Source organism: Amycolatopsis sp. WAC 01375 (assembly GCF_003947325.1).
Classification (GTDB): domain Bacteria; phylum Actinomycetota; class Actinomycetes; order Mycobacteriales; family Pseudonocardiaceae; genus Amycolatopsis.
This window is the reverse complement of record NZ_QHHW01000047.1, coordinates 31985-53406: the sequence shown is the minus strand read 5'-3', so window position 1 is coordinate 53406 and position 21422 is coordinate 31985. Positions and strand designations below refer to the sequence as shown.

The 21422-nt window shown below is 65.0% G+C and carries 21 protein-coding genes, 4 tRNA genes and 2 pseudogenes; 10 read left to right on the top strand and 17 right to left on the bottom strand.

What is annotated here, in order from left to right:
- Positions 1-30: 30 nt before the first annotated feature.
- The 3 genes from DL991_RS31865 to DL991_RS31855 all read right to left on the bottom strand — a co-directional run bounded on the left by DL991_RS31865 (position 31) and on the right by DL991_RS31855 (position 3244).
- Entirely contained in the window at positions 31-645 is a 615-nt protein-coding gene (locus DL991_RS31865) for a malonic semialdehyde reductase (RefSeq protein ID WP_125788054.1), read from the bottom strand.
- 108 nt (positions 646-753) lie between these two features.
- Positions 754-2280 (bottom strand): sugar transferase, encoded by a 1527-nt coding sequence (locus DL991_RS31860; RefSeq protein WP_199746759.1) that lies wholly within the window; start codon positions 2278-2280, stop codon positions 754-756.
- 892 nt (positions 2281-3172) lie between these two features.
- A tRNA-Val gene (locus DL991_RS31855) sits at positions 3173-3244 on the bottom strand.
- Between the two features lie 400 nt (positions 3245-3644).
- Here DL991_RS31855 and DL991_RS31850 point away from each other — a divergent pair.
- From DL991_RS31850 to DL991_RS31835, 4 genes are all read left to right on the top strand, one after another.
- A complete protein-coding gene (locus DL991_RS31850; RefSeq protein WP_005159130.1) occupies positions 3645-4070 on the top strand; it encodes an SsgA family sporulation/cell division regulator in 426 nt (141 codons plus the stop codon).
- Positions 4071-4206: 136 nt separating this feature from the next.
- A tRNA-Gly gene (locus DL991_RS31845) sits at positions 4207-4279 on the top strand.
- A gap of 25 nt (positions 4280-4304) precedes the next feature.
- Positions 4305-4375 (top strand) — tRNA-Cys (locus tag DL991_RS31840).
- 1 nt (position 4376) lies between these two features.
- Positions 4377-4451: transfer RNA gene (locus DL991_RS31835), tRNA-Val, on the top strand.
- 49 nt (positions 4452-4500) lie between these two features.
- On the opposite strand, the gene DL991_RS31830 is transcribed toward DL991_RS31835, so the two are convergent.
- Both DL991_RS31830 and DL991_RS31825 read right to left on the bottom strand, forming a co-directional pair.
- The gene (locus DL991_RS31830; protein WP_233599109.1) at positions 4501-5736 is read right to left on the bottom strand and encodes a site-specific integrase; all 1236 of its coding nucleotides are present in this window, start codon (positions 5734-5736) and stop codon (positions 4501-4503) included.
- 187 nt (positions 5737-5923) lie between these two features.
- On the bottom strand, positions 5924-6235 hold the full coding sequence (locus DL991_RS31825; protein WP_233599107.1) for a helix-turn-helix domain-containing protein: 312 nt from the start codon (positions 6233-6235) through the stop codon (positions 5924-5926).
- An 85-nt stretch (positions 6236-6320) separates the two neighbouring features.
- Between DL991_RS31825 and DL991_RS31820 the strand changes: the two genes are divergently transcribed.
- A complete protein-coding gene (locus DL991_RS31820) occupies positions 6321-7037 on the top strand; it encodes a DUF5753 domain-containing protein (RefSeq protein WP_199754161.1) in 717 nt (238 codons plus the stop codon).
- Positions 7038-7130: 93 nt separating this feature from the next.
- Entirely contained in the window at positions 7131-7319 is a 189-nt protein-coding gene (locus DL991_RS31815; protein ID WP_199754159.1) for a DUF397 domain-containing protein, read from the top strand.
- A gap of 62 nt (positions 7320-7381) precedes the next feature.
- On the opposite strand, the gene hisS is transcribed toward DL991_RS31815, so the two are convergent.
- The 10 genes and pseudogenes from hisS to DL991_RS31775 all read right to left on the bottom strand — a co-directional run bounded on the left by hisS (position 7382) and on the right by DL991_RS31775 (position 14793).
- A complete protein-coding gene (hisS, locus tag DL991_RS31810) occupies positions 7382-8683 on the bottom strand; it encodes a histidine--tRNA ligase (RefSeq protein WP_125788052.1) in 1302 nt (433 codons plus the stop codon).
- Positions 8684-8760: 77 nt separating this feature from the next.
- Positions 8761-9822, bottom strand: coding sequence for a hypothetical protein (locus tag DL991_RS31805; protein ID WP_199754157.1), 1062 nt, complete (start codon positions 9820-9822; stop codon positions 8761-8763).
- 204 nt (positions 9823-10026) lie between these two features.
- Positions 10027-10206 (bottom strand): hypothetical protein, encoded by a 180-nt coding sequence (locus tag DL991_RS31800; protein ID WP_125788051.1) that lies wholly within the window; start codon positions 10204-10206, stop codon positions 10027-10029.
- A gap of 108 nt (positions 10207-10314) precedes the next feature.
- Positions 10315-11205, bottom strand: coding sequence for an aminoglycoside phosphotransferase family protein (locus DL991_RS31795; protein ID WP_125788050.1), 891 nt, complete (start codon positions 11203-11205; stop codon positions 10315-10317).
- A gap of 5 nt (positions 11206-11210) precedes the next feature.
- Complete coding sequence (locus tag DL991_RS31790; protein WP_199754155.1) at positions 11211-11783, bottom strand: hypothetical protein; 573 nt, start codon at positions 11781-11783, stop codon at positions 11211-11213.
- The gene (locus DL991_RS43080) at positions 11759-12058 is read right to left on the bottom strand and encodes a hypothetical protein (protein WP_199754153.1); all 300 of its coding nucleotides are present in this window, start codon (positions 12056-12058) and stop codon (positions 11759-11761) included. The genes DL991_RS31790 and DL991_RS43080 overlap by 25 nt, the downstream gene beginning before the upstream one ends.
- Positions 12055-12923, bottom strand: a protein-coding gene (locus DL991_RS31785; RefSeq protein ID WP_125788049.1) for an IS5 family transposase whose coding sequence is annotated in 2 segments (ribosomal slippage) — positions 12055-12549 and positions 12552-12923 — 867 coding nt in all. Because the reading frame shifts where the segments join, the coding sequence is not laid out codon by codon here. Before DL991_RS31785 ends, DL991_RS43080 begins: the two co-directional genes overlap by 4 nt.
- A 91-nt stretch (positions 12924-13014) precedes the next feature.
- Entirely contained in the window at positions 13015-13386 is a 372-nt protein-coding gene (locus DL991_RS43540; RefSeq protein ID WP_233599105.1) for an AfsR/SARP family transcriptional regulator, read from the bottom strand.
- Positions 13387-13401: 15 nt separating this feature from the next.
- A pseudogene (locus DL991_RS44090) lies at positions 13402-13704 on the bottom strand (winged helix-turn-helix domain-containing protein); the annotation flags it as partial.
- A gap of 42 nt (positions 13705-13746) precedes the next feature.
- The gene (locus DL991_RS31775; protein WP_125788047.1) at positions 13747-14793 is read right to left on the bottom strand and encodes an amidohydrolase family protein; all 1047 of its coding nucleotides are present in this window, start codon (positions 14791-14793) and stop codon (positions 13747-13749) included.
- Positions 14794-15167: 374 nt separating this feature from the next.
- Here DL991_RS31775 and DL991_RS44085 point away from each other — a divergent pair.
- Positions 15168-16446: pseudogene (locus DL991_RS44085) on the top strand (IS1380 family transposase); the annotation flags it as partial.
- A 47-nt stretch (positions 16447-16493) separates the two neighbouring features.
- Here DL991_RS44085 and DL991_RS31765 read toward each other — a convergent pair.
- Entirely contained in the window at positions 16494-17249 is a 756-nt protein-coding gene (locus DL991_RS31765) for a hypothetical protein (protein WP_233599100.1), read from the bottom strand.
- A gap of 416 nt (positions 17250-17665) precedes the next feature.
- Between DL991_RS31765 and DL991_RS31760 the strand changes: the two genes are divergently transcribed.
- The 3 genes from DL991_RS31760 to DL991_RS31745 all read left to right on the top strand — a co-directional run bounded on the left by DL991_RS31760 (position 17666) and on the right by DL991_RS31745 (position 20050).
- Positions 17666-18550, top strand: coding sequence for a hypothetical protein (locus tag DL991_RS31760; protein WP_233599098.1), 885 nt, complete (start codon positions 17666-17668; stop codon positions 18548-18550).
- Between the two features lie 645 nt (positions 18551-19195).
- Positions 19196-19633, top strand: coding sequence for a hypothetical protein (locus DL991_RS31750; protein WP_125788046.1), 438 nt, complete (start codon positions 19196-19198; stop codon positions 19631-19633).
- A 222-nt stretch (positions 19634-19855) separates the two neighbouring features.
- Positions 19856-20050, top strand: coding sequence for a hypothetical protein (locus tag DL991_RS31745; RefSeq protein WP_125788045.1), 195 nt, complete (start codon positions 19856-19858; stop codon positions 20048-20050).
- Between the two features lie 620 nt (positions 20051-20670).
- Here the strand turns inward: DL991_RS31745 and DL991_RS31740 are convergent.
- Entirely contained in the window at positions 20671-20964 is a 294-nt protein-coding gene (locus tag DL991_RS31740; RefSeq protein WP_199754151.1) for a hypothetical protein, read from the bottom strand.
- Positions 20965-21422 lie beyond the last annotated feature (458 nt).

The following is a 21422-nucleotide window of genomic DNA, read 5'->3' as shown; positions in this document are numbered from 1 at the left end:
AAGAAGGCCAACGCGTATCGCGGAACGAGGTCAGACGGTCTCGACGACCTCGTCGAAGTCCAGCCGCGGCAGGCGGTCGAACCAGGGGTTGTCGCCCGGCTTGCCGACGTTGATCACGACGAGGGACTTCCACGGCTTGCCCGCGAAGAACTCCTTGTCGATGCCCTCGGCGTCGAAGCCGGTCATCGGGCCTGCGGCCAGCCCGGCGGCGCGGACGCCGATGATGAAGTAGCCGACCTGCAGCAGCGCGTTGAGCTTGGCGGTCTCGACACGGCCCGCCTCGTCGGCGAACAGGTCCTTGGCGCCAGGGAAGTGCGGGAAGGTGCGCGGCAGGTTCTCGTGGAACTCGGTGTCGGCGGCCAGCACGACGGTCACGGGCGCGGCCTCGGTCTTGGCGCGATTGCCTTCGGCCATCAGCGGGGCCAGGCGCTGCTTACCCTCTTCGGTGCGGATCACCAGCGCGCGCAGCGGCTGGTTGTTCATCGACGTCGGCGCCCACTTGACCAGCTCGTAGATCGCACGGATCTGCTCGTCGGTCACCGGCTCGTCGCTGAAGTTGTTCGCGGTGCGTGCCTCGCGGAACAACAGGTCCTGAACGTCCTGCGGGAGATTCAAGGCTTCGGTCGGCTCAACGCTGGTGGTCATGGGTGGATCTTCCTTCCGTACGCGTCCTGTACCCGCCTCAACCTAGTTGAGCGCTGAACTATTTCTCGTTCAACTATCACCGCGTGTGGTTCCGGTCACAGGAACGCGTCAGTAGGCTCCTCGCCCCTGCACCACGGCACGGAAGGTCTTCCAGAGGATCACCAGGTCGAGGGCGAGAGACCAGTCCTCGACGTAACGCAGGTCGAGACGGATGCTGTCGGCCCAGCTGAGGTCGCTGCGGCCACTGACCTGCCAGAGCCCGGTCAGCCCCGGTTTGACGAGGAGGCGACGTCGCGCGTCGGGGGCGTACTTCGCGGTCTCCTCCGGGAGCGGCGGCCGCGGGCCGACGAGCGACATCCGTCCGCCCACGACGTTGAACAACTGCGGCAGTTCGTCGAGCGAGTACCGGCGAAGCAGACCACCGACCCGTGTGATCCGCGGATCCTTGCGCATCTTGAACAGCGGGCCCGCGCCTTCGTTGTCCGCCTGGAGATCCTGCTTGAGCTTGTCGGCGTTCGTGACCATCGTGCGGAACTTCAGCATCGTGAAGGTGTGGCCGTCACGGCCGACGCGCCGCTGCCGGTAGATCACCGGCCCGCGGTCGTCGAGTTTGATCGCGACCGCGATCACCAGCAGCAGCGGGGAAACGAGAGTGAGGAGCAGGGCGGAGCCGAACCGGTCGAGCGCTTCCTTGACCAGGCGGCGGCCGCCGGTGAACATCGGCGCGGTGACCCGCAGCAGCGGCATGCCGAGCACACCGGAGACGTTCAGCCTGGGGCCGGCGACCTCCATCAGCACCGGCGCGACCACCATCTCGGCGGACGTTCCTTCGAGGTCCCAGGCGAGCCGCTGCAGGCGTTTCGGGTTCCAGTGCTGATCGGCGGTCACGGCGACCACCCGGTAGCCGCCACGGCGGACATGGCTTGCCAGGTCGTCGAGCTTCCCGACGACCGGGACGCCTTCCACCTCGCCGCTCCCCCGCTCCGCGCCGGCACCGGAGTACGTGCAGACGGCTTCGACCCGCCAGCCGACATGGGGGTCGGCCTTGGTACGGGTGATCAGATCGGCGACCGTGTCCGGACTTCCCGCCGCGAGCACCGGCAGCAGGCATTCACCGAGTCGTCTTCGCCGGTGCAGCACCTGTCTCAGCGCGTACCGCTGCAGGAACATGAAGACCGAGATCATCGGGACGACGATGAAGACCCAGGGCTGCACGGCGAGTGCGCCGAAGAGCAGGCCGCCCAGGGCGACGAGGACAGCGGTGGTCACCAGTCCCCGGCCCAGCGTCCGATACTCCTCCGCGCCTTCGCCCAGCACGCGCGGACTCCAGGCACGGCAGACCGACAGCCCGAAAAGGAAGGCCGCGGCGGTACCGAGCGCGTGCATGTCGTGCGGATCCGATCGATCGATCAAGAAGGCGCTCATCACGATGAGCACGAACGCGGTGAAAACGTCACTACCGATGACCCAGGCGCGGTAGCGCGATTCCCAAGCCGCGTACGGCGGCCGCGCCGACGTGGTGTCGACCGCGGCGACATCGCCCGCACCCCGTCGAGGGGCGGGCGGGATCGACTGAAGGTCGATGTGCTGCGGCGTCCCGTTGACAGTGGACGACGGCCGCACCGACTCTTCCATCAGACCTCCCGGAGAGGGAATTCCCGAACGCCGGATCAGCACGCTGAGTAAATGAGAGCGATTTCGAAGAGTGATCGATTCTCGAGATCCTTCAGCGGCCGATGGGGCGACACACGCCAAGGTATCGGCCACTCTCCGGCCATCGTTACAAGGATTTCCAGCCACACCCTGCGCGAGCATCCGGCAAATGAATGCCCTGTTGATAACAAGATGGTGACGATGCGTAATAGACCGTATCCGCCGAACAACTACTTAAAGTAGTCACGAATTCGCGGCCCGCACGGCCACTTGGAGCACCGCGTCCCCGATCGGCCGAGCAGCCCGGAAAACTCCACAGTGGACGGTCTCGGGAAGTCGATCTCCGGCCGGTCCATTGTGGATTTCACGGGCCCGGAGGACCACGGCCGAGCGGTCAGGTTCACCGTGCACGGACCCACCTTGTCAATCGGTCACCGGAGTGGCGTTTCGTCACATCACGTCAGCATCACGGCGGCCCCGCCGCCGGAGCCGGACGGGTGAGCCCGCCCGCCATGCCCCACATCACTTTCCTCATGGTCTGAACCTTTCGACGGCCGCTTCGTGCCGAGGATCACAAAGATGTCTCGATAGCCGGACGATGCGACACTTTCGCGGCGCGACACGAGGCTCTAGACGAATGTCCACACCGGCCGGACAGGCGGGCCTCGTCGATCTTCGAACCGGCGGCCCACCGCGACCCCCGCCGCACCCGATGGATTCAGCCGTGCCGCCCGCGATCTCCGCGACGGCAGAAGTACCGTCCCCACATAACCCGCGTCCGACCTGGGGATCGAATGCCGCCGGACGGCTCACCGCCGACGGTCCCCGGAAATGAATCAAGGCCCCGGACCGATGGTCCAGGGCCTTCATCCGGTGGGCGATACTGGGATCGAACCAGTGACCTCTTCGGTGTGAACGAAGCGCTCTCCCGCTGAGCTAATCGCCCGCTCGCGGTGTCCGGCAGACTCTACCCCAAGACTTTAGGGGGCCTGCAAATGGGTGGTTCCCGCCGACCACACTCCGCTCACCAGCAAATACGGAGCGAACAACCACGAGCTAGCCGGGGTTGTCACGGCCGGGGGGCGCCCGCGACGCGTTTCGACATTCATGCGACGGTGCTATCGCGTGACGACTAAACCGCGCAGTATGTACATGTGGACTGCCTGCAGGGCGCATGGATGGCTGCGCGTCGCGCGGGTGATGATGGGGTGACGGAGCATGGACCCGGGGTCCGATGACCCCGTCCGGGTGATCTGCGGCAAAACCGCGTTCCGATCAGCCGGCCGATACGTCACATCATCGCCACTCGGTTCGACCGGGCCGGGAAGGAGACGAAGGGTAGGACGATGCGCAACGATCACGTGACGCTCCGCTCGACGGCGGTGTTCGACCTCCTGGCGCCGCGGACGCCCGCGGTCCCTGTCAAGGTGGAACTGCGATACGACACTCGCGACCCCTACGCGGTCGTGGCCGCCTTCCGCACCGGCCGCGCCGGCTGGGTCGAGTGGGTTTACGCGCGCGACCTCCTCGCGGACGGCCTCCTGGCCGACGCGGGCGACGGCGACGTACGCATCCGCCCCTCCGTCGAAGACCCCGAGTCCGTCCTCATCGAACTGAACTCGCCCTCCGGGCACGCCATGTTCGAGGCGTCCGCTCAGGAGCTGGCCGATTTCCTCGACCGGACCTACGACGTCGTGCTCCCGGGCAACGAGCACCTGTGGGTCGACGTCGACGACGCCCTGACCCACCTGATCCCCAACGATCTGGCCTGATGACGGGCTTGCGAACAGCAAGTGGCACCCCGGTTGCAGGGGCGATTTCGGGGTTCGATAGTGTTCACACACACCACGGCGACGGGGTGAGAGACAGAACCATGAGGATCTGAGCTCCCATCCAGACCGAGGATGTGCGGATGTAGCGCAGCTGGTAGCGCATCACCTTGCCAAGGTGAGGGTCGCGGGTTCGAATCCCGTCATCCGCTCGGAAGGCCTTCTCGGGCCTGACACGGTGGAGTGGCCGAGAGGCGAGGCAACGGCCTGCAAAGCCGTGTACACGGGTTCGAATCCCGTCTCCACCTCGCGCGATTAGCTCAGCGGGAGAGCGCTTCCCTGACACGGAAGAGGTCACTGGTTCAATCCCAGTATCGCGCACCATCTGTTTTCGCAGGTCAGAAGCCCTGCTCCTCCTCGGAGGGGCGGGGCTTCAGTCGTAAAAAGGCGATGAAAAGGCGATGGCCTTCGGAGCCGTCTCCAACTGCCCGTCACGGAACGTGGCGTGCAGGTACGGGAACCACTCCCCCAGCCTCGTCCGCTCACTCGGGGTGAGCGCGACCAGCGACCCGATCCACCGGGTCTCCAGTGCTTGCAGGATCTGGCGGCGCATCAGCGGAGTCACGTGGTCGTAGACCCTCGCGATGCCCTTCATCTTCTGACCCAACCGCGCCCGACGGGCGACCTCGGGGATGCCGTCCTCTGCGAGCCAGGTGCTATGGCTGTGCCGCCCTTCGTGGAAGGTGAACGTCGGCAGGATCGGCTGAACCACTTCCGCAGACCGCGTGTGTTCTGCCTCACTGCCGTCCCACACCGGGCGCCAGTAACGGTTGCGGAAGTTCGACCGCCGCAGCGGCGCCCCCTCTGCGCTGCACAGCACGAACGGGAAGCTGTGACTGTCGATCAGCTCTTCGTAGAAGACCGCGATGCTCGGAGGCAGCTCCACGCTTCGCGTACCCGCCGGGGTCTTGGTCCGGCCCTTCTTCGCCCGGCCACCCTGCCGCCTCGGCGTCACCGGACGAGTCGGCCGCGGACCGAGATCGGCCAGCCTCGAGGTGTCGACCCGGCGACCGCCTTTGAAGAGGCGTCCGCCGATCTCCTTCAACGGCTCGCGGATCTGGATCGCCCGGGCCTCGCTGTCGTACTCGTGCCGCTGCTGCCCGACCAGCTCTCCCCACCGAGAACCGGTGTAGAAGTCGAGCAGCCCGAGCACGAAGCCGGCGAGCCCGAGCCCGCTCTCGTAGAGGCGCATCGACGCCCGCAGCGCCTGCACCGGCGTGGCGACAAGGTTCTCGATCTCGAACTCACCCGAGGTGACCCGGATCCCGGCGCATGGGTTCGCCGGGATCTTCCTCGCCTTGACCGCGGCACCAAGGATGGTGGAGAACAGCGAGAAGATCGACGCCACCGACGAGTCGGCGTAGTCCTCGTGCAACTTCGAGAGCCACTTCTCGATCTCGACGTAGCTGTTGAAGATCCCGGCCAACGGCCAGGACGACCACTGCGGCACCAGATGGTTGTCCAGAAAGGACCGGTACTTCGCCAGCGTCGTCGGCTCCAGCCGCGGGCCAACCGCGTCCATGAACTCCTCGGCGAACACTCTGAACAACGTCTCCGCCTCACGCGGGTCCAGCCACAGGTTGCGCCGGATCAACGCCTCCTGCTCCACGCCCCCACGCCTCGGCCGCCTTCTCGGTGTTGAAACCCGACCTGCTTCCCCACGTCCCGTCAGGACGTTTGAACCGAGCACGCCAGCCCGGCGGATCACCGTCGGTTGGTTGTGCGTAGGCCACGACGGATACCTCTCTTTCTTTGGCGAGCGCCCCGGCCAGTTCCGGGACGTGATGGGCCGACGCTCACGCAGCACGCATGCCACCGCGGTACGGACGCACCTCGCTCTTCGTCAACTGCACGATCTCCGCGACGTCCTCCTGGCTGAACCGGTAGTGCTTGCCGAACCGGCGATGCGGGAACGCCCCGGCCGCGGCCCGGTCCTTCAATGACCTCGGCGACAAGCCGAGCAACGCACCGACGTCCTCGGCCGTAAGCAAGGCGTCGGGATCGCGAGGCGCGTGCGCTGCCAACGCACGGATCGCGTTGGCGAGCTCCCGGATCGACGCCGCCAACACAGCACCGTCATCGACAGGCTCCGGGGCGGAAGCGCTCATCCGCAAAGACTCGTCCGTCACAACAATTCACCTCCTCCAGCGATGCGGGCAGCACGGTTCAGCCCTGCCACGTCTGCGGCACCGGATGGTTCTGGCACCCGCAGACGTGAACAAGCTGATCGAGCTCAACGTGCTACTCGACCGCTATGACGCGAACGAGTCGGACCGGGCCTACGCGCGGGACCTTCAAGCCGAGAGCAACCGCCGGACCAAGCGCGGCGCCTTCAGCACCAGGTTCCGCCAGTACCTGCGGTTGCTGGTCGACATGGAACCGAGCTGCACCAGGTACTCCTCATACCAAGCACTCGTCGTCCCCGGCCTTCTGCAGACGGAGGACTACATGCGCACCAACGCGCGTGCCTGGCGGCCTTCGCTGACTCCCGAGGAGATCGACAAGTACGCCGCCAATCGGCTGGCGCGGCAACGAGTGCTGGACAACACCGACCAGCAGTTCTGGTTCATCCTCGACGAGGCCGCGCTCCATCGGACCGAAGGTGGTCCGGTCATGAAGGCGCAGATCACGAAGCTCATCGAGACCATCGATCGCCCGAACATCGAACTGCAGATCGTGCCGTTCGCCGCCGGCTACTACATGGGCCAAGGGCACGACTACACCATCTTCGGTTACGACACGAACCCCGCGGTTGACATCATCTATCTCGAGCAACACGACGGCGGCGAGTACGTCGACAACAGCAAGCGGACGGCGCGGTACCTGACGCTCTGGGACCACCAGAAGGCAGCTGCCAGTGGGCCAGAGCAGACGCGCCGCACCTTGCTCGACATCGCCTCGTCGCTGTAGCCGGTTGCGGCCTCGTCGAGAGCAGAAAGGCACGAGCAGATAGATGGACATCCAGGACGCTCATAAAGACCACCTCGATACCGATTTCAAGGAGTGGAAGAAGTCCCCCTGAGCAATCCTCCGGACAACCAGTGCGTCGAGGTCTCGATCACCAAGGACGCCGTGGGCCTCAGGGACAGTCGGAACCCGGACGGCTTCGTGCTGGTTTTCGATCACGGCGAGTGGGAAGCGTTCGTCGGCGGCGTGGCCAACGGAAGCTTCCGCCTGCCGAGCCCGAGCTGACAGCCGGCCGCGGATCCGCGGAGAACGGGCCTCGTTCGGCCCGTTCTCCGAAGACCTCGGGCCTACGGTTTCGGCGCCATCCGTTCCGTGAGGTTCGCGGCGACGTCGTCGAACGCGACCTGGCTCTGTTCACCGGACTCCATGTCTCGCACGGTCACCGTCCCCCGTTCCTGCTCGTCCGAGCCGTAGAGCAGGACCCAGCGGGAACGCTGCTCGTTGGCCCACTTCATCTGCTTGGCCAGCTTGCCGGAGGAGCCGAGGTAGACGGCCGTGCGCAGGCCGCGGGCGCGGAGCTGGCCGGCCAAGCTCACGATCTCGCGTTCAGCTCCGAGGACGGTCAGGGCGACGTCGAGGCCCTGTTCCATAGGCGCTTCGGCCTCCTGGATCGCGAGGATGCGTTCCAGGCCGATCGAACCGCCGCAGGCCGGCATGTCCGGCCCGCCGAGCTTGGCGACCAGCTGGTCGTAGCGGCCTCCTGACGCGATCGAGCCGGGGTACCCCACTGCGGAGACTTCCCAGATGGGGCCGGTGTAGTAGTCCAGGCCGCGCACCATGCGCGGGGTGAACCGGACACGGCCAGCCGGGAGGTCCTCGGTCAAGGCGAGCAAGCGGTCGACCTCGGCCAGTCCGGCGCGGCCGCGCTCGGTGGTGCCAAGCTGCTGGCGCACCCGCTCGCTGTCCGGGGCGATCACGTCAGCGACCAAACTCTCGGCGACGGTCGTGGTCAGACCGCGCTCGACCAACTCGGCGACCACAACCTCCGGAGCGGCCTTGTCCAGCTTGTCCAGCGAGCCGAGCACGCGCGTGCCCAGCTCGTCCGGGATGCCGTAGGCCTCCAGCAGGCCGGCCAGGGCCAGCCGAGAGTTGAGCTGGAAGACGAACTCCTTGACACCGAGCGCCTCGAGTCCGCTGTTGATCGCCCACACGATCTCGGCGTCGGCCAACGGAGACGCCGAACCGAAGATGTCGATGTCGCATTGGACGAACTCGCGGAATCGCCCGCGGGCGGCGCGATCCGCCCTCCACACATTGTCGATGACGTACCGCTTGAACGGTAGCGACAACCGGCTCCCATGAGTGACCACCGCGCGGACGGCCGGGACGGTGTGGTCGTAGCGCAAGGCGAGGTCGGCTTCTCCGGTGGCCTCGTGGACACCGCGCTTGAGGATCTTGAAGATGAGGCTGCTCGCCTCCTCCCCGAGTTTCCCGGCGAAGACCTCGAGCCGCTCGAACACAGGTGTGGTCAAGGGCTGGAAACCATGATGCTCGAAGATCGTGCTCACCCGGTCGAACGCGAGCTTCCGGCGACGAACCTCGTCGCCCACGAAGTCGCGGGTACCTGATGGTGGCTCGACCTTCGCCATGAACCAGCCCTTCACACGTAGTGGGTTGAATGGTCATTCTGGCCGAACACCCGACCTGGTGACGGAACCGGCCCCAGTCAGGATGCTTCGTTCCAGTCCCCGAAGAACTCCTGCAGCAGACCGAGCACCTGCCGCTCGCTGTCCTCGTCGCTGAGACCGGTCCGCATCAGCGGCGTGCCTTCGATCGGGTTCAGCGGTTCCCAGCCCCCGACGTCGTTCATGAGCTTCGAGACTCCCTTGAGCAGGGACAACGATAGTTGCGGGTTGAGCGCGTCCAGGGCGTGCGCCAGGACGTAGATCGCCGACCGCTGCGGCGTCGTGGAGTCCACCCGCTCTCGGTAGTTGCTCGCGCTGTAGCGCGGATAGCAGGCGTCCAGCAGGTACTTCGGGATCTCCCACAGCGGGAACAAGCAGCCCACCGTGCCCATCCGCCGGACCGGATAAGGGAGAGGCTTACGGCCGTTGAACAGACAGAACAGGAGCTCGGCCGTCAGGTCCTCCCGGTTGTAGCCGACCGCCAGCGAGCGGGCTCCTCTATCCGTGCACAGGCGCCGTCCGACCAAGTTCACGAAGAACGTTCCGAAAAAGTGCACGGTGTCCGGGCCGAAATCCCTCCTGAACGATTCCCACAGCTCCGCCGGGGACTTCGTCATGCCGAGGAGATCTGCCATGTCCTGCGCGTACAGGACCACGTGCTCGAACCCCGCGCTCTCGCACAGCTCTCGAGCGCGGTCGACCGCGGACTCAGGCCACAAAGGCTCCATCGCCAGCGTGAAGCAGACGACGTTCCCGGCGGGCTGCCCGGTCGCGGAAACGAACTGCTTGAGTCCGTTGACCAAGGTATTGCTGTCCCCGCCGCCGGAGATCCCGGCCAGGATCGGTCCGGTGACTTCGTATTGGGCAAGGAAGTGCCCAATCCTGCTCGCCACCATCTCCCGCAACGTGGTCTCGTCGACAAGATGCACCCGCGCCATCGGCTCGTGGCTGCCCACGTCGAGGTCGGGCAGGTCGACGACCGGACTCTCGTCGTGGGCGACGAGTTCGACATGAGGGGCTCGAAGTGTCGTGATGTCGGTGTTCCGGATGCACCGCAGCACTACCCGGTGAGCCGCCGGCATGTCGTTCAGCACCGTTGTCATCTGCGTCGGCCGCAATCCATCTTGATCGTCGACGACATAGGCTTGAAACAACGACGGCGGCAACTGGTTCGCCAACAGCATGTCCGCCAGCGACCAGGCCTCAGGTGGCTTGAGGGACCTCGGGCCGGCAGTGAACTCCAAGCTGACACGTTGCTGATCACTAGTCATCAGAAGAACGTCCTTCCAGCTCGCGGTCCCATCGCCTTACAGGTGCGCTGTCAGCGCGACCGGCGTCATGAACTCCTCGAGGCGCGACGGCGTCATCCGATCCAGTCCGTTCCGGACGGAAATCGTCTCGGCGACCAGGGCCGCCAGCTCGGTCACCTCAAGCCGCTCATCCGGCGCGGCGATCTCCTTCGACTGGGTACCAAGGGATACAGACACAGCAGACCTCCAATGGGCTCGGGAAAAGCTCGGCTCCATCGAAGGTAATGAGGCGATCACCACCTGTGAACGCCGCACAGTTGAAGCGAAATCAGTACTTCGCGAGACTCACGGCAGAGCATGCCAGCCGGGCCAGGGGCGCTCTCCGTGCTTGCCCTGGAGACATTCGAGACGCCATACCGCCTGTTCCTGTGCCGTGCGGTTTCGCGCTGCGACTTGCACTGCCATGCACGTCATCCGGAACTCACGGATGTCTCTGAACAGATCGAAGCCGTCCCACTGACTCACGTCGTGTCCGTAGGTGGCGCAGAAGCCGTCGTATTCTTCCCGGCTTATCCAAGCGAAGGATCGGTACTTGATCGCCGTGTGCACGAGGTCCCATTCGGGCGGACCGATCGCGGCCCGCTCGAGGTCGAGGAAGACGACGCGATCATCAGCGGTCGACACGACGTTGCCCACCCAGGCGTCGCCGTGTACGACACACCATGGCAAGCCGTCTGGACGACGGACCCAGCGGTCCTTGAGATCTCCGAGCAAGTCCCGCATCCAGTCCCGGTCCGACGAGTTGAGCGTCGTTGCCAGATCGATCCGCTCGGCGAGCCTCACGAAGGGCTGAATCTCTGAGAGCTTGAAGGTTCGGGGCGGGTCGGCATCATGGAGCCGCCGGAGCGCCTTGGCGACTTCTACGGGTGTCCCGTGCTTGTGCGGCGGCAGTTCTCGCCAGAACGTCACCGCGTGGCCATCCACGACAACGGGCTGGTCTACCGGGCCGGCGAGCTCGACTGCGGGGATGTGCGCCTGCTCCAGCCATCGAGCCACTTCAACCTCCTTGCGAGCTGAAGCGACCTGGCCCGTACGGGCGATTCGGGCGATCAGGCCCTGCGCGATGCTGATGATCGCGTTCTCGCCAAGGCGGATGACCGAGGCGTTCGACGAATCGAGCCCTGCGGCCGCACAGGCGCGCTCCAGGAGGTTCAGGACGTCCTGTTCGTCAGTCACCTCGGTCACGCGACCCCGAGCCGATCACCGATTCCATTTTGCCGCTCAGCCACTTCGGTCACTCGGCGGTGGTCATTCGCGAATGTACGCAGCTCCCGCAGATCGTCGGCAGCTCGTCTCGAAGTAATCGTGCCCGCCTCCCGCAAGGCCCACGCCCCGATCTGGGCCGCTTCGACCGAATCCCCCGCGCGCATCGTCAGCGACGCCAACTTGATCCCGGAGATGGTGCGTGACCGCGCGTACGGCTGAGAATGGCCAGCGACCGCTAGGGCGAGGCGATCGCGTGCTTCACCGACGAAGCGCCCGTCGACAGCGAGATCGAACAGAGCGTGGCCGGTGTCGCCGGCATGCTGCGCTTCGTCGTAGTACCGCACCCAGACAGGGTCGTTGTCAGGTGAGACTGTGGCGAACTGCTCATCCGCGAGGCCCACAGTCGTTACCGCATCGGAGACCCGGTGGAGCTTGGCGAGCGCTCGCGCGCGTGCGGTCAACAGCATGGCCCGTTCGGACGCAGTGAGCCTGTCGGCGCGGACCATCGCCAGCTCGACCAGCGTCAACCCGGCGTCGGGTTCCCACACCAAATCTCCTGCCTGGCCATACTGGACAACACCTTCGCGCGAAGGTGCCAGTCGTTGGCCTCCTCGGCACAGCCCAGAGCGAACTCGAACATCCGGCGCGCATCGTCGTGTGCGTAGGCATCGAACGCCATGAAGGCCGCGGTGTGTCCCAGGAATCCGACGGCCGAGTGCAGGTCGACGTGGAGCCGATCGCTGCATCGCGCGTTCAGAAGTCCGGCGGAGTACCGCAGCTGAGCCGCGACGGCTTCACGGACTAGGCGTGTCCTGTAAGTCATTGGAGCCAGAGCACGATCGCGGCGATGGTGAGTTCGGCCTGGTAGTAGGCGGCGCGTTTGGCGTAGCGGGTGGCCAGGTCGCGGAACTGTTTGAGCCGGTTGAAGCACCGTTCGACCACGTTGCGCTGTTTATAGGCCACAGCGTCGAACGCTGGTGGTCGCCCGCCGCTGCGGCCTTTGGCTGTGCGGCGGGCGATCTGGTCATCCCGTTCCGGACTGACGAACCTGATCCGCCGGTCTCGCATCGCCCGGCGGGTTGACGGATGCGAATACGCCTTGTCCGCGATCACCGTCTCCGGTCGACAGCGTGGCCGGCCGGGACCGATCCGGGCGACGGTGATGCCGTCCAGCAGCGGAACCAGCTGCGGGTTGTCCCCAGCCTGGCCCGGGGTGAGCAGGAACCGCATCGGCAGGCCCCGCCCGTCCACAACCAAGTGGATCTTGGTGCTCAGCCCGCCACGGGACCGCCCGAGTCCTTCCCCATCGAGGGCGAGGGCTTCGATTCCGTCGCTGCATCCCTCTTTTTCCGGGCACCGGCGGCATGCTGGTGCGCCCGGACCACACTCGAATCGACGGAAACGATCCACTCGAGGTCGCCGACGGCGTCGTCTTTGACGATCACCCGGTCAAGAATCCGGTCCCAGGTGCCGTCTTTGGTCCACAACCGCAGCCGTTCATGCGCCGTCTTCCAAGGCCCGTAACGATCAGGCAGGTCACGCCAGGGCGCACCAGTGCGCAACTTCCACAGGATCGCGTTGATGACCTGGCGATGATCCCGCCACCGCCGTCCACCACCCTGCCGCGGTGGCAGCAACGGCTCGATCACCGCCCAGGCCTTATCCGTCAACTCACCACGACCAACCACACCCGCAATCCAACCGAACCGCAGCTAGATCACTTACAGGACACGCCCTAGCCACGCGTGCTCGCCGGAACGTTTTCCGGGCGCACAAGAGCTACCAGAGCCCGTGATGTCCGTCCGAGCGATGCAAAGCCAATATCAATTGTCTCCAGAAGTGTTCTCGAAGCTGGTTCTCCTCGGTGAGGGTGTAGAGGTCGCCGACCAATTCGGTATGCTTGCCGAGGATGAGTTGGACATCGATCAAACGTTCCTGGGCCTGCAGTCTCGCCTCGGTCAGGCGAGGCGCATCTTGGAGGTGCAGAGATTCTGACGGTACATCCGAGAGCGGCGCACTCCGCCAGTTGCTCAGCGCCGCCTGCAGTTCCTTGGCCTCTTCATGTTTGTTCGCAGCGGAGCGGGCGGCGTCTGCGGCCGCGATGCGATCTTGAAACCGACTTACGTCGAGCATGTTGGTCGTGACTTCCATGAGGTAACCGGCCGGTTGGGTTCGGATGAGAGCCCCAGCTTCGCCCAAGCTGTTTCGTAGTCGCATAACGTACGATTGCGCTGCGTTGCGTGCTCCATTAGGAGGAGCTGTACCCCATAGATGATCGGTCAATTCTTCGATGGACACCATCCGGTTCAGCCGGAGAAGAAGACTGGCGAGAATTATTCGAGCTTTGGCCGATCGTAATGGAATTAGCACGTCGCCAACGGTCACTTGCAGCGGTCCGAGTAGGCAAAAGTCTGCGGACGCTTGCCGATGAATTAGCAAATCGATCCCCAAGCTCTCGGGGTGTGACATTCGTTCGGAGAGGCGCGAGGATGACTCCTGCGCCGGCAGGACTCAGCGGACCAGCCGTCCTCGGAGGATGATTCGGCTTGGATGTGCCAGGACATCTGGATTGACAGTCGGGTCTTCGTCGTAAATTACGAGGTCCGCTGGTGCGCTATCGGTCTGGTTGGGCAGTCCGAGCCACGACCGCGCTGTCCAGGATGCGGCCCCTATGGCTGTTTCAACCGGCAGGCCGGCTTTGATAAGCCAGCCGATTTCGGTGGTGACGTTGCCGAAGGGGCCGATGTCGGTTCCGGCGAGCACCGTTACGCCAGCCTGGTAGGCAGCGTAGACAGTCGGTAGCATGCCGTCCCAGCCGGCGAGTAGCCATGCCTGAAATGCGTCAGGCTGTTCGCTGCGATCGACTTCGGCCAGGTCGCTGAAGGCGCTCAGGGTTGGGACCAGTGCAGTGCCCTGCGCGGCCATCTGGCCAAGTAGTGCGTGGTCAAGGTGCATGCCGTGCTCGAGGCTGTCGGCACCCGCGTGTACGGCATTGTGGCATCCATCGGCAGTTTGGCAGTGCACGGCGACGCGACCTCCTACGTCGTGTACCGCTGCCACCACCTCCTTGAGGACGCCAAGCGGAACGGCCTTCTGATCGGGTTTCCAATCGCCGATTACCTTGCACCATCCGGATGACGCAAGCGATTCCTCGACAGCGGCCGCTGCCAGTTCGTCCTCGGTAACGTCTCGCCCGAAGCCTGGGAAGAAATGACCAGGAGTTGCCAACCAGCGACCGGCGGACCGAACCCACGGAAGCTCCGGGTCGTCGTAGACCGATTTCGGGAGCGGAACCGGGAAACCTGGCATACGCACTGCCAGCACCCCAGCGTCGCGGTGCAGCAGAAGGTGCCGGCGCATGGCCTGCTCCTCGAACGGCTTATCCGGTTCATCGGCACCAGGATGTGTGTGCACATCGACCAGACCAGGAAGTATCCAACCGCCATCGGAAAGAAGCTCGGCATCCGGCTCCGAATGAGTGTGGAGCTTGCCGCCATCTATTACGAACGTCTGCTCCTGCCGGGCGGGCAAAGTAACTCCGCGCACAATGAAGACCACGGTTTCCTCCCCTTACCTTCGGTCATCATCGAACACTACCCAAAAGTGGGTATCTCTCGATAGCGTTCCAGCTGTGCACGTACCGATCAAGGTGGCGGCGCTCCGGTGCGGCGAGCTGAGCTGGGGCGTGCCAGTTCCAGGTTGGGCGGTTTCGACCTAGGTCCTCCCTACTTGGACCAGGCGCAACCGTGTGCTCACGCACCGTCGCGGCCGCACCAGCACAACTAGCCTGGGTCTTTCGCGCAGTGTGATGTAAAACTGGCCCAAGTACGGAGGAAGTGCCTGTCCTGTAAGGGAAAATTGGGCTTGCGAAGGTCCAAGATTCACTTCACGGGAAGGCACTTCCTTGGTGCAAGGGTAGCAAGGCGTCGTCGGTGCGGGTTGTGGCGGATGGCGAGGGGCTGGTGTCGCGGGCCAGGGTGGCGTTGCTGCGGGAGTTGACGGTCAGCACCGGTCTGGGAACTGGCTGGTCGGAGGCACTTCTGGACACCTAGGCGGGGGTTCCGGTGCATGTTCCGGGGCGGGTTCTGGCTGATCTGGCGGTGATGATCGCCGACGGGGGTGACGCGCTGGCGCATCTGGCGGCGTTGCGGGATCAGGACAAACTGTTCGGCCCGGTGGCCAGCGACGCCACTGCGTGGCGGGTGATGGATCGGGTCGACGAGGAGCGCCTTGCTCGCCTGCGATCGGTCCGGGCGGCGGCGCGGGAACGGGTCTGGGCCGCCGGAGCAGGACCCGATGCGACCAAGGGGTTGGTGATCGATATCGATGCGACGATCACGATCGCGCACAGCGAGAAGGAGAACGCGGCGAAAACGTAGCAGAAAACGTTCGGGTTCCATCCGCTGCTGGCCTACCTCGACCGCCCGGACGTCGCCGGTGGGGAAGCTTTGGCCGGGATCCTGAGGCCGGGGAAGCCGGGGCGAACACCGCCGCGGACCACGTCGAGATCCTGACGATGGCCCTGTCGGCGCTGCCCGAACATGCCAGGCCCACCCCGATGATCCTGACGCGCCACAGGTGATGGTGCGGACCGACGCCGCCGGCGCGACCCACGCCTTTGCCGCCGCGATACGCGCCGCGGGATGTGGTTTCTCCCTCGGGTTCTCCATCGCCGCCGAGGTCCAGGCCGCGGTCCTCGCCATTCCCGACGACGCCTGGGTCCCGGCCTACGACCTCGACAGCCGGCCACGGAAAGGGGCGTGGGTCGCCGAGATCACCGAGATGCTCGACGTGTCGAAATGGCCGGACCGGGCCCGGGTCATCATCCGCCGGGAACGGCCACGCCCAGGTGCGCAACTGCGGTTCACCGACACCGAAGGCGGGCAACTCGCCGACCTCGAGGTCCACCACCGATCCCACGCCCGCGTCGAAGACCGCATCCGCTGCGGCAAAACCACCGGCCTGCGCAACCTGCCCTGCCGCGGCTACCCGCAGAACAAAGCCTGGCTCGAACTCGCCCTGGCCGCCGCCGATCTGCTCACCTGGACCCAAGCCCTGTGTTTCACCGGCGACCTCGCCCGAGCCGAACCCGCGACCTTCCGCTACCGCATCTGCGCCATCGCCGCGAAACTCACCCGCACCGCCCGCGTCCCCACCCTGCACCTCGACCGCGGCGGGCCCTGGGCCAAGCACTTGTCCGACATCACTCGACACCATCCGATACACCAGGGTTCCGACTCCTACTGCAACCAGCGGGTTCAGATTCCCCGGTACTCATCTGCCCGTCGGAAGAGTGGCAGATCGGGCGTTTGCCTGAGCGTTCTCAAGGCGAACGACCGATACGAGGCCCGCGACATTTTCGCTCCGACATGAAGCTGCTTCCGGAGCGTCTCCGCGGAGATCGGTCGCCGGTAACGTCGCCAGTGCTTGGCGTCCGCGAGCCGGGCTCGCTCCACGAGCTCCTCGTCGAGAGCAGTTACCTGGCGGCGTGCCGCTCCCACCTGCCGGTCGCGTCGAAGGGGCGTGTACCCAGACACCTCCTCTTCAGCGTCATCGTACTTCGGCTCTGCCGCCGAAGGGCTGGACAGGTTTCCTGAACCGGGATCGGCTCGAGCAGTGCTCAAGGCGCGGAGACGGCCCGGTCCCGCCTCAGCCCATCCGATCAGCAAGAGCGGGCCAACGGAGTCGAACGCGGCCTTACCCCATTGGCCAGCGAAGACCGGGTCGGCGACATTCAACAGAAGCGTCACCACACTCGCCGCCAGCAGCAACTGCCGCGCTGGGCGCAGAACGTCATCATTAGCCCCGGTCAGCGCCAAGTGCCGCGTCCCGACGAGCAACCCCAGCACCGTCAAATCTACAGCCGGCGCCACCAGCGGCGCCACGAACACTGGCACCTGCAGCTTCAACGCCAGGTTCAACACGTTCCCAAACCCGAAGAGAAACGTCAGCCCGATGACCAACCCCATCGTGACCGTGACAAACCGAGCAACCGTCTGCGAGTTGGCGCTCATGACGGACTCCCACCCGAGCCCGAAAGCTCGAAGCTCGCCTCAACTACCAACATGCCGCTGAAAAGTCCCAGGTCAGCCCCGTTCCCATCCTTTGGTAGCCCTGCCGAGGGCACGAACCTGCGACGGCGCCATGTGGCTCGTTTGAAGCGTGCTTGTTCTTGTCGTAGCTGGCAGGATCGTCGCCGTGACGGTTTACGCTTTCGATGAGACGCGGCGACTTCTGATCAGGACGTGGGACACCGGGCTCGGCTGCGTCGCAGCTACCGTCGCCGAACTTCCCAAAACAGCAACGCAGGACGACGTGTTGCGACTCGCCGACACTCTGACCGGTTTGTCCCGTCAGCTGTGGCGCACGTATACGCATCCAGCCAGCGCCGCAGACACGTCGGCAGGGTGAGCGCGACGCGTTCGGCACCGTGATCGACGCCCTGAAGAAGCCCAATCTGCCGCAGGACGGCTACATGATCCAGTCCTACATTCGTGTCGAGGAAGCAGCGCACCGCGTAGGCCGTACGCTCCACAAGCTAGACAACACGACTCTGGGCGACCACGTGATCGCAGACGTCGAGGCCGAGCTCGCTGCTGTCGAACACGCCGAACGCGGCGACCTGTCAGGCCGGGCCAAACAAAGCTGTACTCCTCTCCCGCGCCGACGCCTCCCCACTGCAGTGAACGCCGCGAATGACCTGTTTCGAGAGCAGCCGCTTGGTTCGGCAAAGCTTCTTCACGAGGTCGATCCGGCTGCTGCGGCTGTAGCCGCCGCTCACTGGCTCCAAGCCGCCGCCGATATTACTGCCGATATCGCGGAGTGCGATCCCTCAGAGGTCGTAGTCGAAGCAGACGACATTGAAGCGCTCGCCGTCGAAACACCCACGCGCGTTCTAGAACGACTCGAGTCGGGCGAAACACCCCGCGAAGTTGTCCTTGACCTGATCCGAACCGCGATGACCGCCGCCGAAGGCCGAATCGCCGACCCCGATTCCCTCCCCGATGTCATCGCGGACGCGCGGCGATGGGCAGCACAGAGCCGCCCAGGCGAAGAAGACCCGCTCGCCACCATCCAGCCTCGCATCAGCCTCCTAGACCCCTTGCGACCTGCACACGATCTGCTCGAAGACCTTCTCGATGGAATCCACGGCTGTCGCCTCCTCTACCACGAATATGCCGAGCACGACGACGATGACGAAACGGATGAGGACATCGACGAAGCTGAGTCCGACGAGCTCACCGAACGCCTTGACACCGAATTCGACGCTGCCGTCCGCGCAGAAGCCGAGGCCAAACAAGACCGGCTGCTCTGAACAACACGGACACGGAGACGACCGTTCACGAGGCGACCTTCATAACTGGAGGCGACGCTCCAGGCCATCCCGCGCGGACCACACGCGTCGAGACGCGTGATCGCTCCGCACCGACGCCTAGTGGGATTCCATAATTCTGTCGCCAGCCCTGACCAGGAGGTCTACGCGGCCCGTTCATACTCGTTGATCAGGCCACCGAGCACCTGCTGTCGCTTGATCCGTTGGGAGTTGGGGTTCGCCACAGAGCGGGTCGGCCGTGGTGGGCGAAGCTCACGGGAACGATGTGGCCCGTCGACCGTAGTCATGCCGGACGTACTCAGCGAGCACGGCGCGCAGATGCCGCTCGCTCAGAATCAACATCCGATCGGTGAGCTCGGATCCGGCAGTGAGCACGAACCGTTCGGCGTAGCAGTTCGCCCGCGGGCAACCCGGAGGACCCTTGACCGCCTCGATACCGACGTCGGCCGGAACGGCGTCGAACGAGGCCGAGAACTGGCCAGCTCGATCACGGATGAGGAACCTGTATCGGGTACTTGTTCACTGCCTGGGCTGATGGTGGTGACGTCACAGTCCGGTCACGTGCGCAACGGAAACCGTGATCCACACGACCAGGCACAGGTACCCACAGCGCGCAGGGAGACCACGATGGACCAGACCGCCGCACTCCCCAGACCCCGTCGGCTGAAACTCATCGCCGGGGCAGCCGCAGCAGTTCTCGTCGCGATCGTAGTCACCGTCATCGTTCTGCTCACTGGTTCGGAACCGGTCGTCGCCAGGGGCTACCTGAACTTCAACTGCTACCCGTGCAGCTCCTCGATCAACGACGATTTGAAGGACGGCGCGCAGATCACTGTCGTCGACGGTAGCGGCGACGTCATCGGTAACGGCACGGTGAAGCTGGTCGTCATCGACGATCCCTCGCTGTCGATCCTGTCGAGCTACAACCGAACTTTCACGTTCGAGATCACAGGGGTTGAGGGCGGGCATGACCGGTACGGTTTCCATGCTGGCGGCCCGGACAGAGAAACGATGTGGGTCGAGTCGGACAAGATGAGCGAGGAGATCCAGCTCAAGATCGGCTGATTCCGGATATGACGAAAAGGCCAATCCTCGCGGACGGCTCGGATTCCGGCTCTCAGCCATAGGTCTCGCTGGCACGACCCTCGTCGCTGTGGTCAGGAGCGTGGTCACCATAGTCCGCCGGACAGGGCATCCCGGTGCCGGTGGCCGGTTGGTCGAGTTGGGTTAATCAGCTTGTCTCTCCTGCGATCTACCTGTTCGTCGCCGGCGTCTGCTATGTCGGACATGTTCTACGCCCTGGGCTCATTCCTGATGCAGCGGACCTCCGAACACTGCTTCTGGGTCACCGACCACTACGACTTCGACCCGAGCTTCAGGTCCGCCGCCGCAGGAGCATGGTCCATGGTCGAACTGCCCAACTGGGCCTTTCAGCTGACTGGCGCCAGGGAGTTCGACGAGTACGCCGGAGGACAGCTCTAATGCGCGTCTCATGGATATCGTGCACAATGAGTGTGCTCGCAGCCTGGCTCTTGACAGCCGGGTGCACGGCACAGCCAAGCACCCAGGACACGGCTGAAGGCGCAGCCTGCGGCAGCACTGCTCGGGTTATCAACGACTTGAAAACGCTCGGCGAGAGCAGCTCGACCACTCTGGACGACGCGGCGCTGGTGCCACGCAGCTCGCGGGAATGTCGGTCGCCGAACTGGCCAGACAGTCCGGGCAGGCGTCGTCATCGGTGGGAGACCTACTACGTGGCGGTTGGGTGAGAGCGCCATCGTGGGACCAGGTGTCCGGCCTGGTCGCGGCGTGCGTCACGACCCTCCCGTCACATGCCCAGACGGGGGAAGCCCGCAGGCTGGGCGATCTCGAGTGGTGGCGAGGGCAACATGCCGACCTGGTACGGCGGTTGAGCGCGGCACCCCCCAAACGCGCCAAGAGCTCCCCGGCGGCGGACACGAAGACATACCCGACGCAACACTCGTTTCGCCGGCCGAAGGCCTTCATGGGCCGCTCGAGCGAACTGAGACAACTGGAAACAGCCCTGGCCAACTCCCAGCAGGTCGCGGCGGTCGTTCTACACGGTCTCGCGCAGCAGGACCCTAGTGGGCCGACTCCGAAGGCGACGTTTCGTACGGGGAGGACACCGTCGAGTCCCTGTCGAGTTGCCCGCGCTTGATGGCGGTATCGACCGCGGTGCCGATCCGGCGCAGCGCCGCCAGCTCGTGCGGCTCGAGCTCGTCCATCAGGTACTCCCGGACGGCCGCGACATGCCCTGGCGCCGCTTCCACCACTGTCTCGTAGCCCGCCTCGGTCAGTGTGGCGTTGAGTGTCAGCTTCCTCGAGACAGTTCGACAGAAATGCCGATGCTTGCGGGAACCGTCGCGCGCTAACACCGCATTGACGGTCGTGCGCTCTCGTGTCGTCTGCAACGTCCAAAGGGCGCCCTGAGCGGGCGGATTTCTTCGGGAATTACAGACCCGTCGAAATCGGTCGCCTCGACCCAGACGACGGCTTTCCAGTCGATCGTCGCGGATTTGGCGCCGATCAGCTGGGCTGCTTCCTGCACATGGTGGAGGTCGGGTGCATGACCGAGGCGGCTTCCGCACCAGCGACGAACACCCCCCACCGGATGGACCCAGACCTTCCAGCACGGCACCATCACCTGGAACCGCGGAGCAACCGCACCCATCCTCACCACCTCATGACCTCATGACCGGACGCCGGTCGGCCGCGGCCGCCGAAGTCCGACCGGGTCGGTGCCCAGCATCCGTACGAGCGGCCACGGGGTGAGAGGGCGGACACTCGTGGGCCGCCAGCACCGTCGGCACAGACCGACGACAGCTATCGCCAT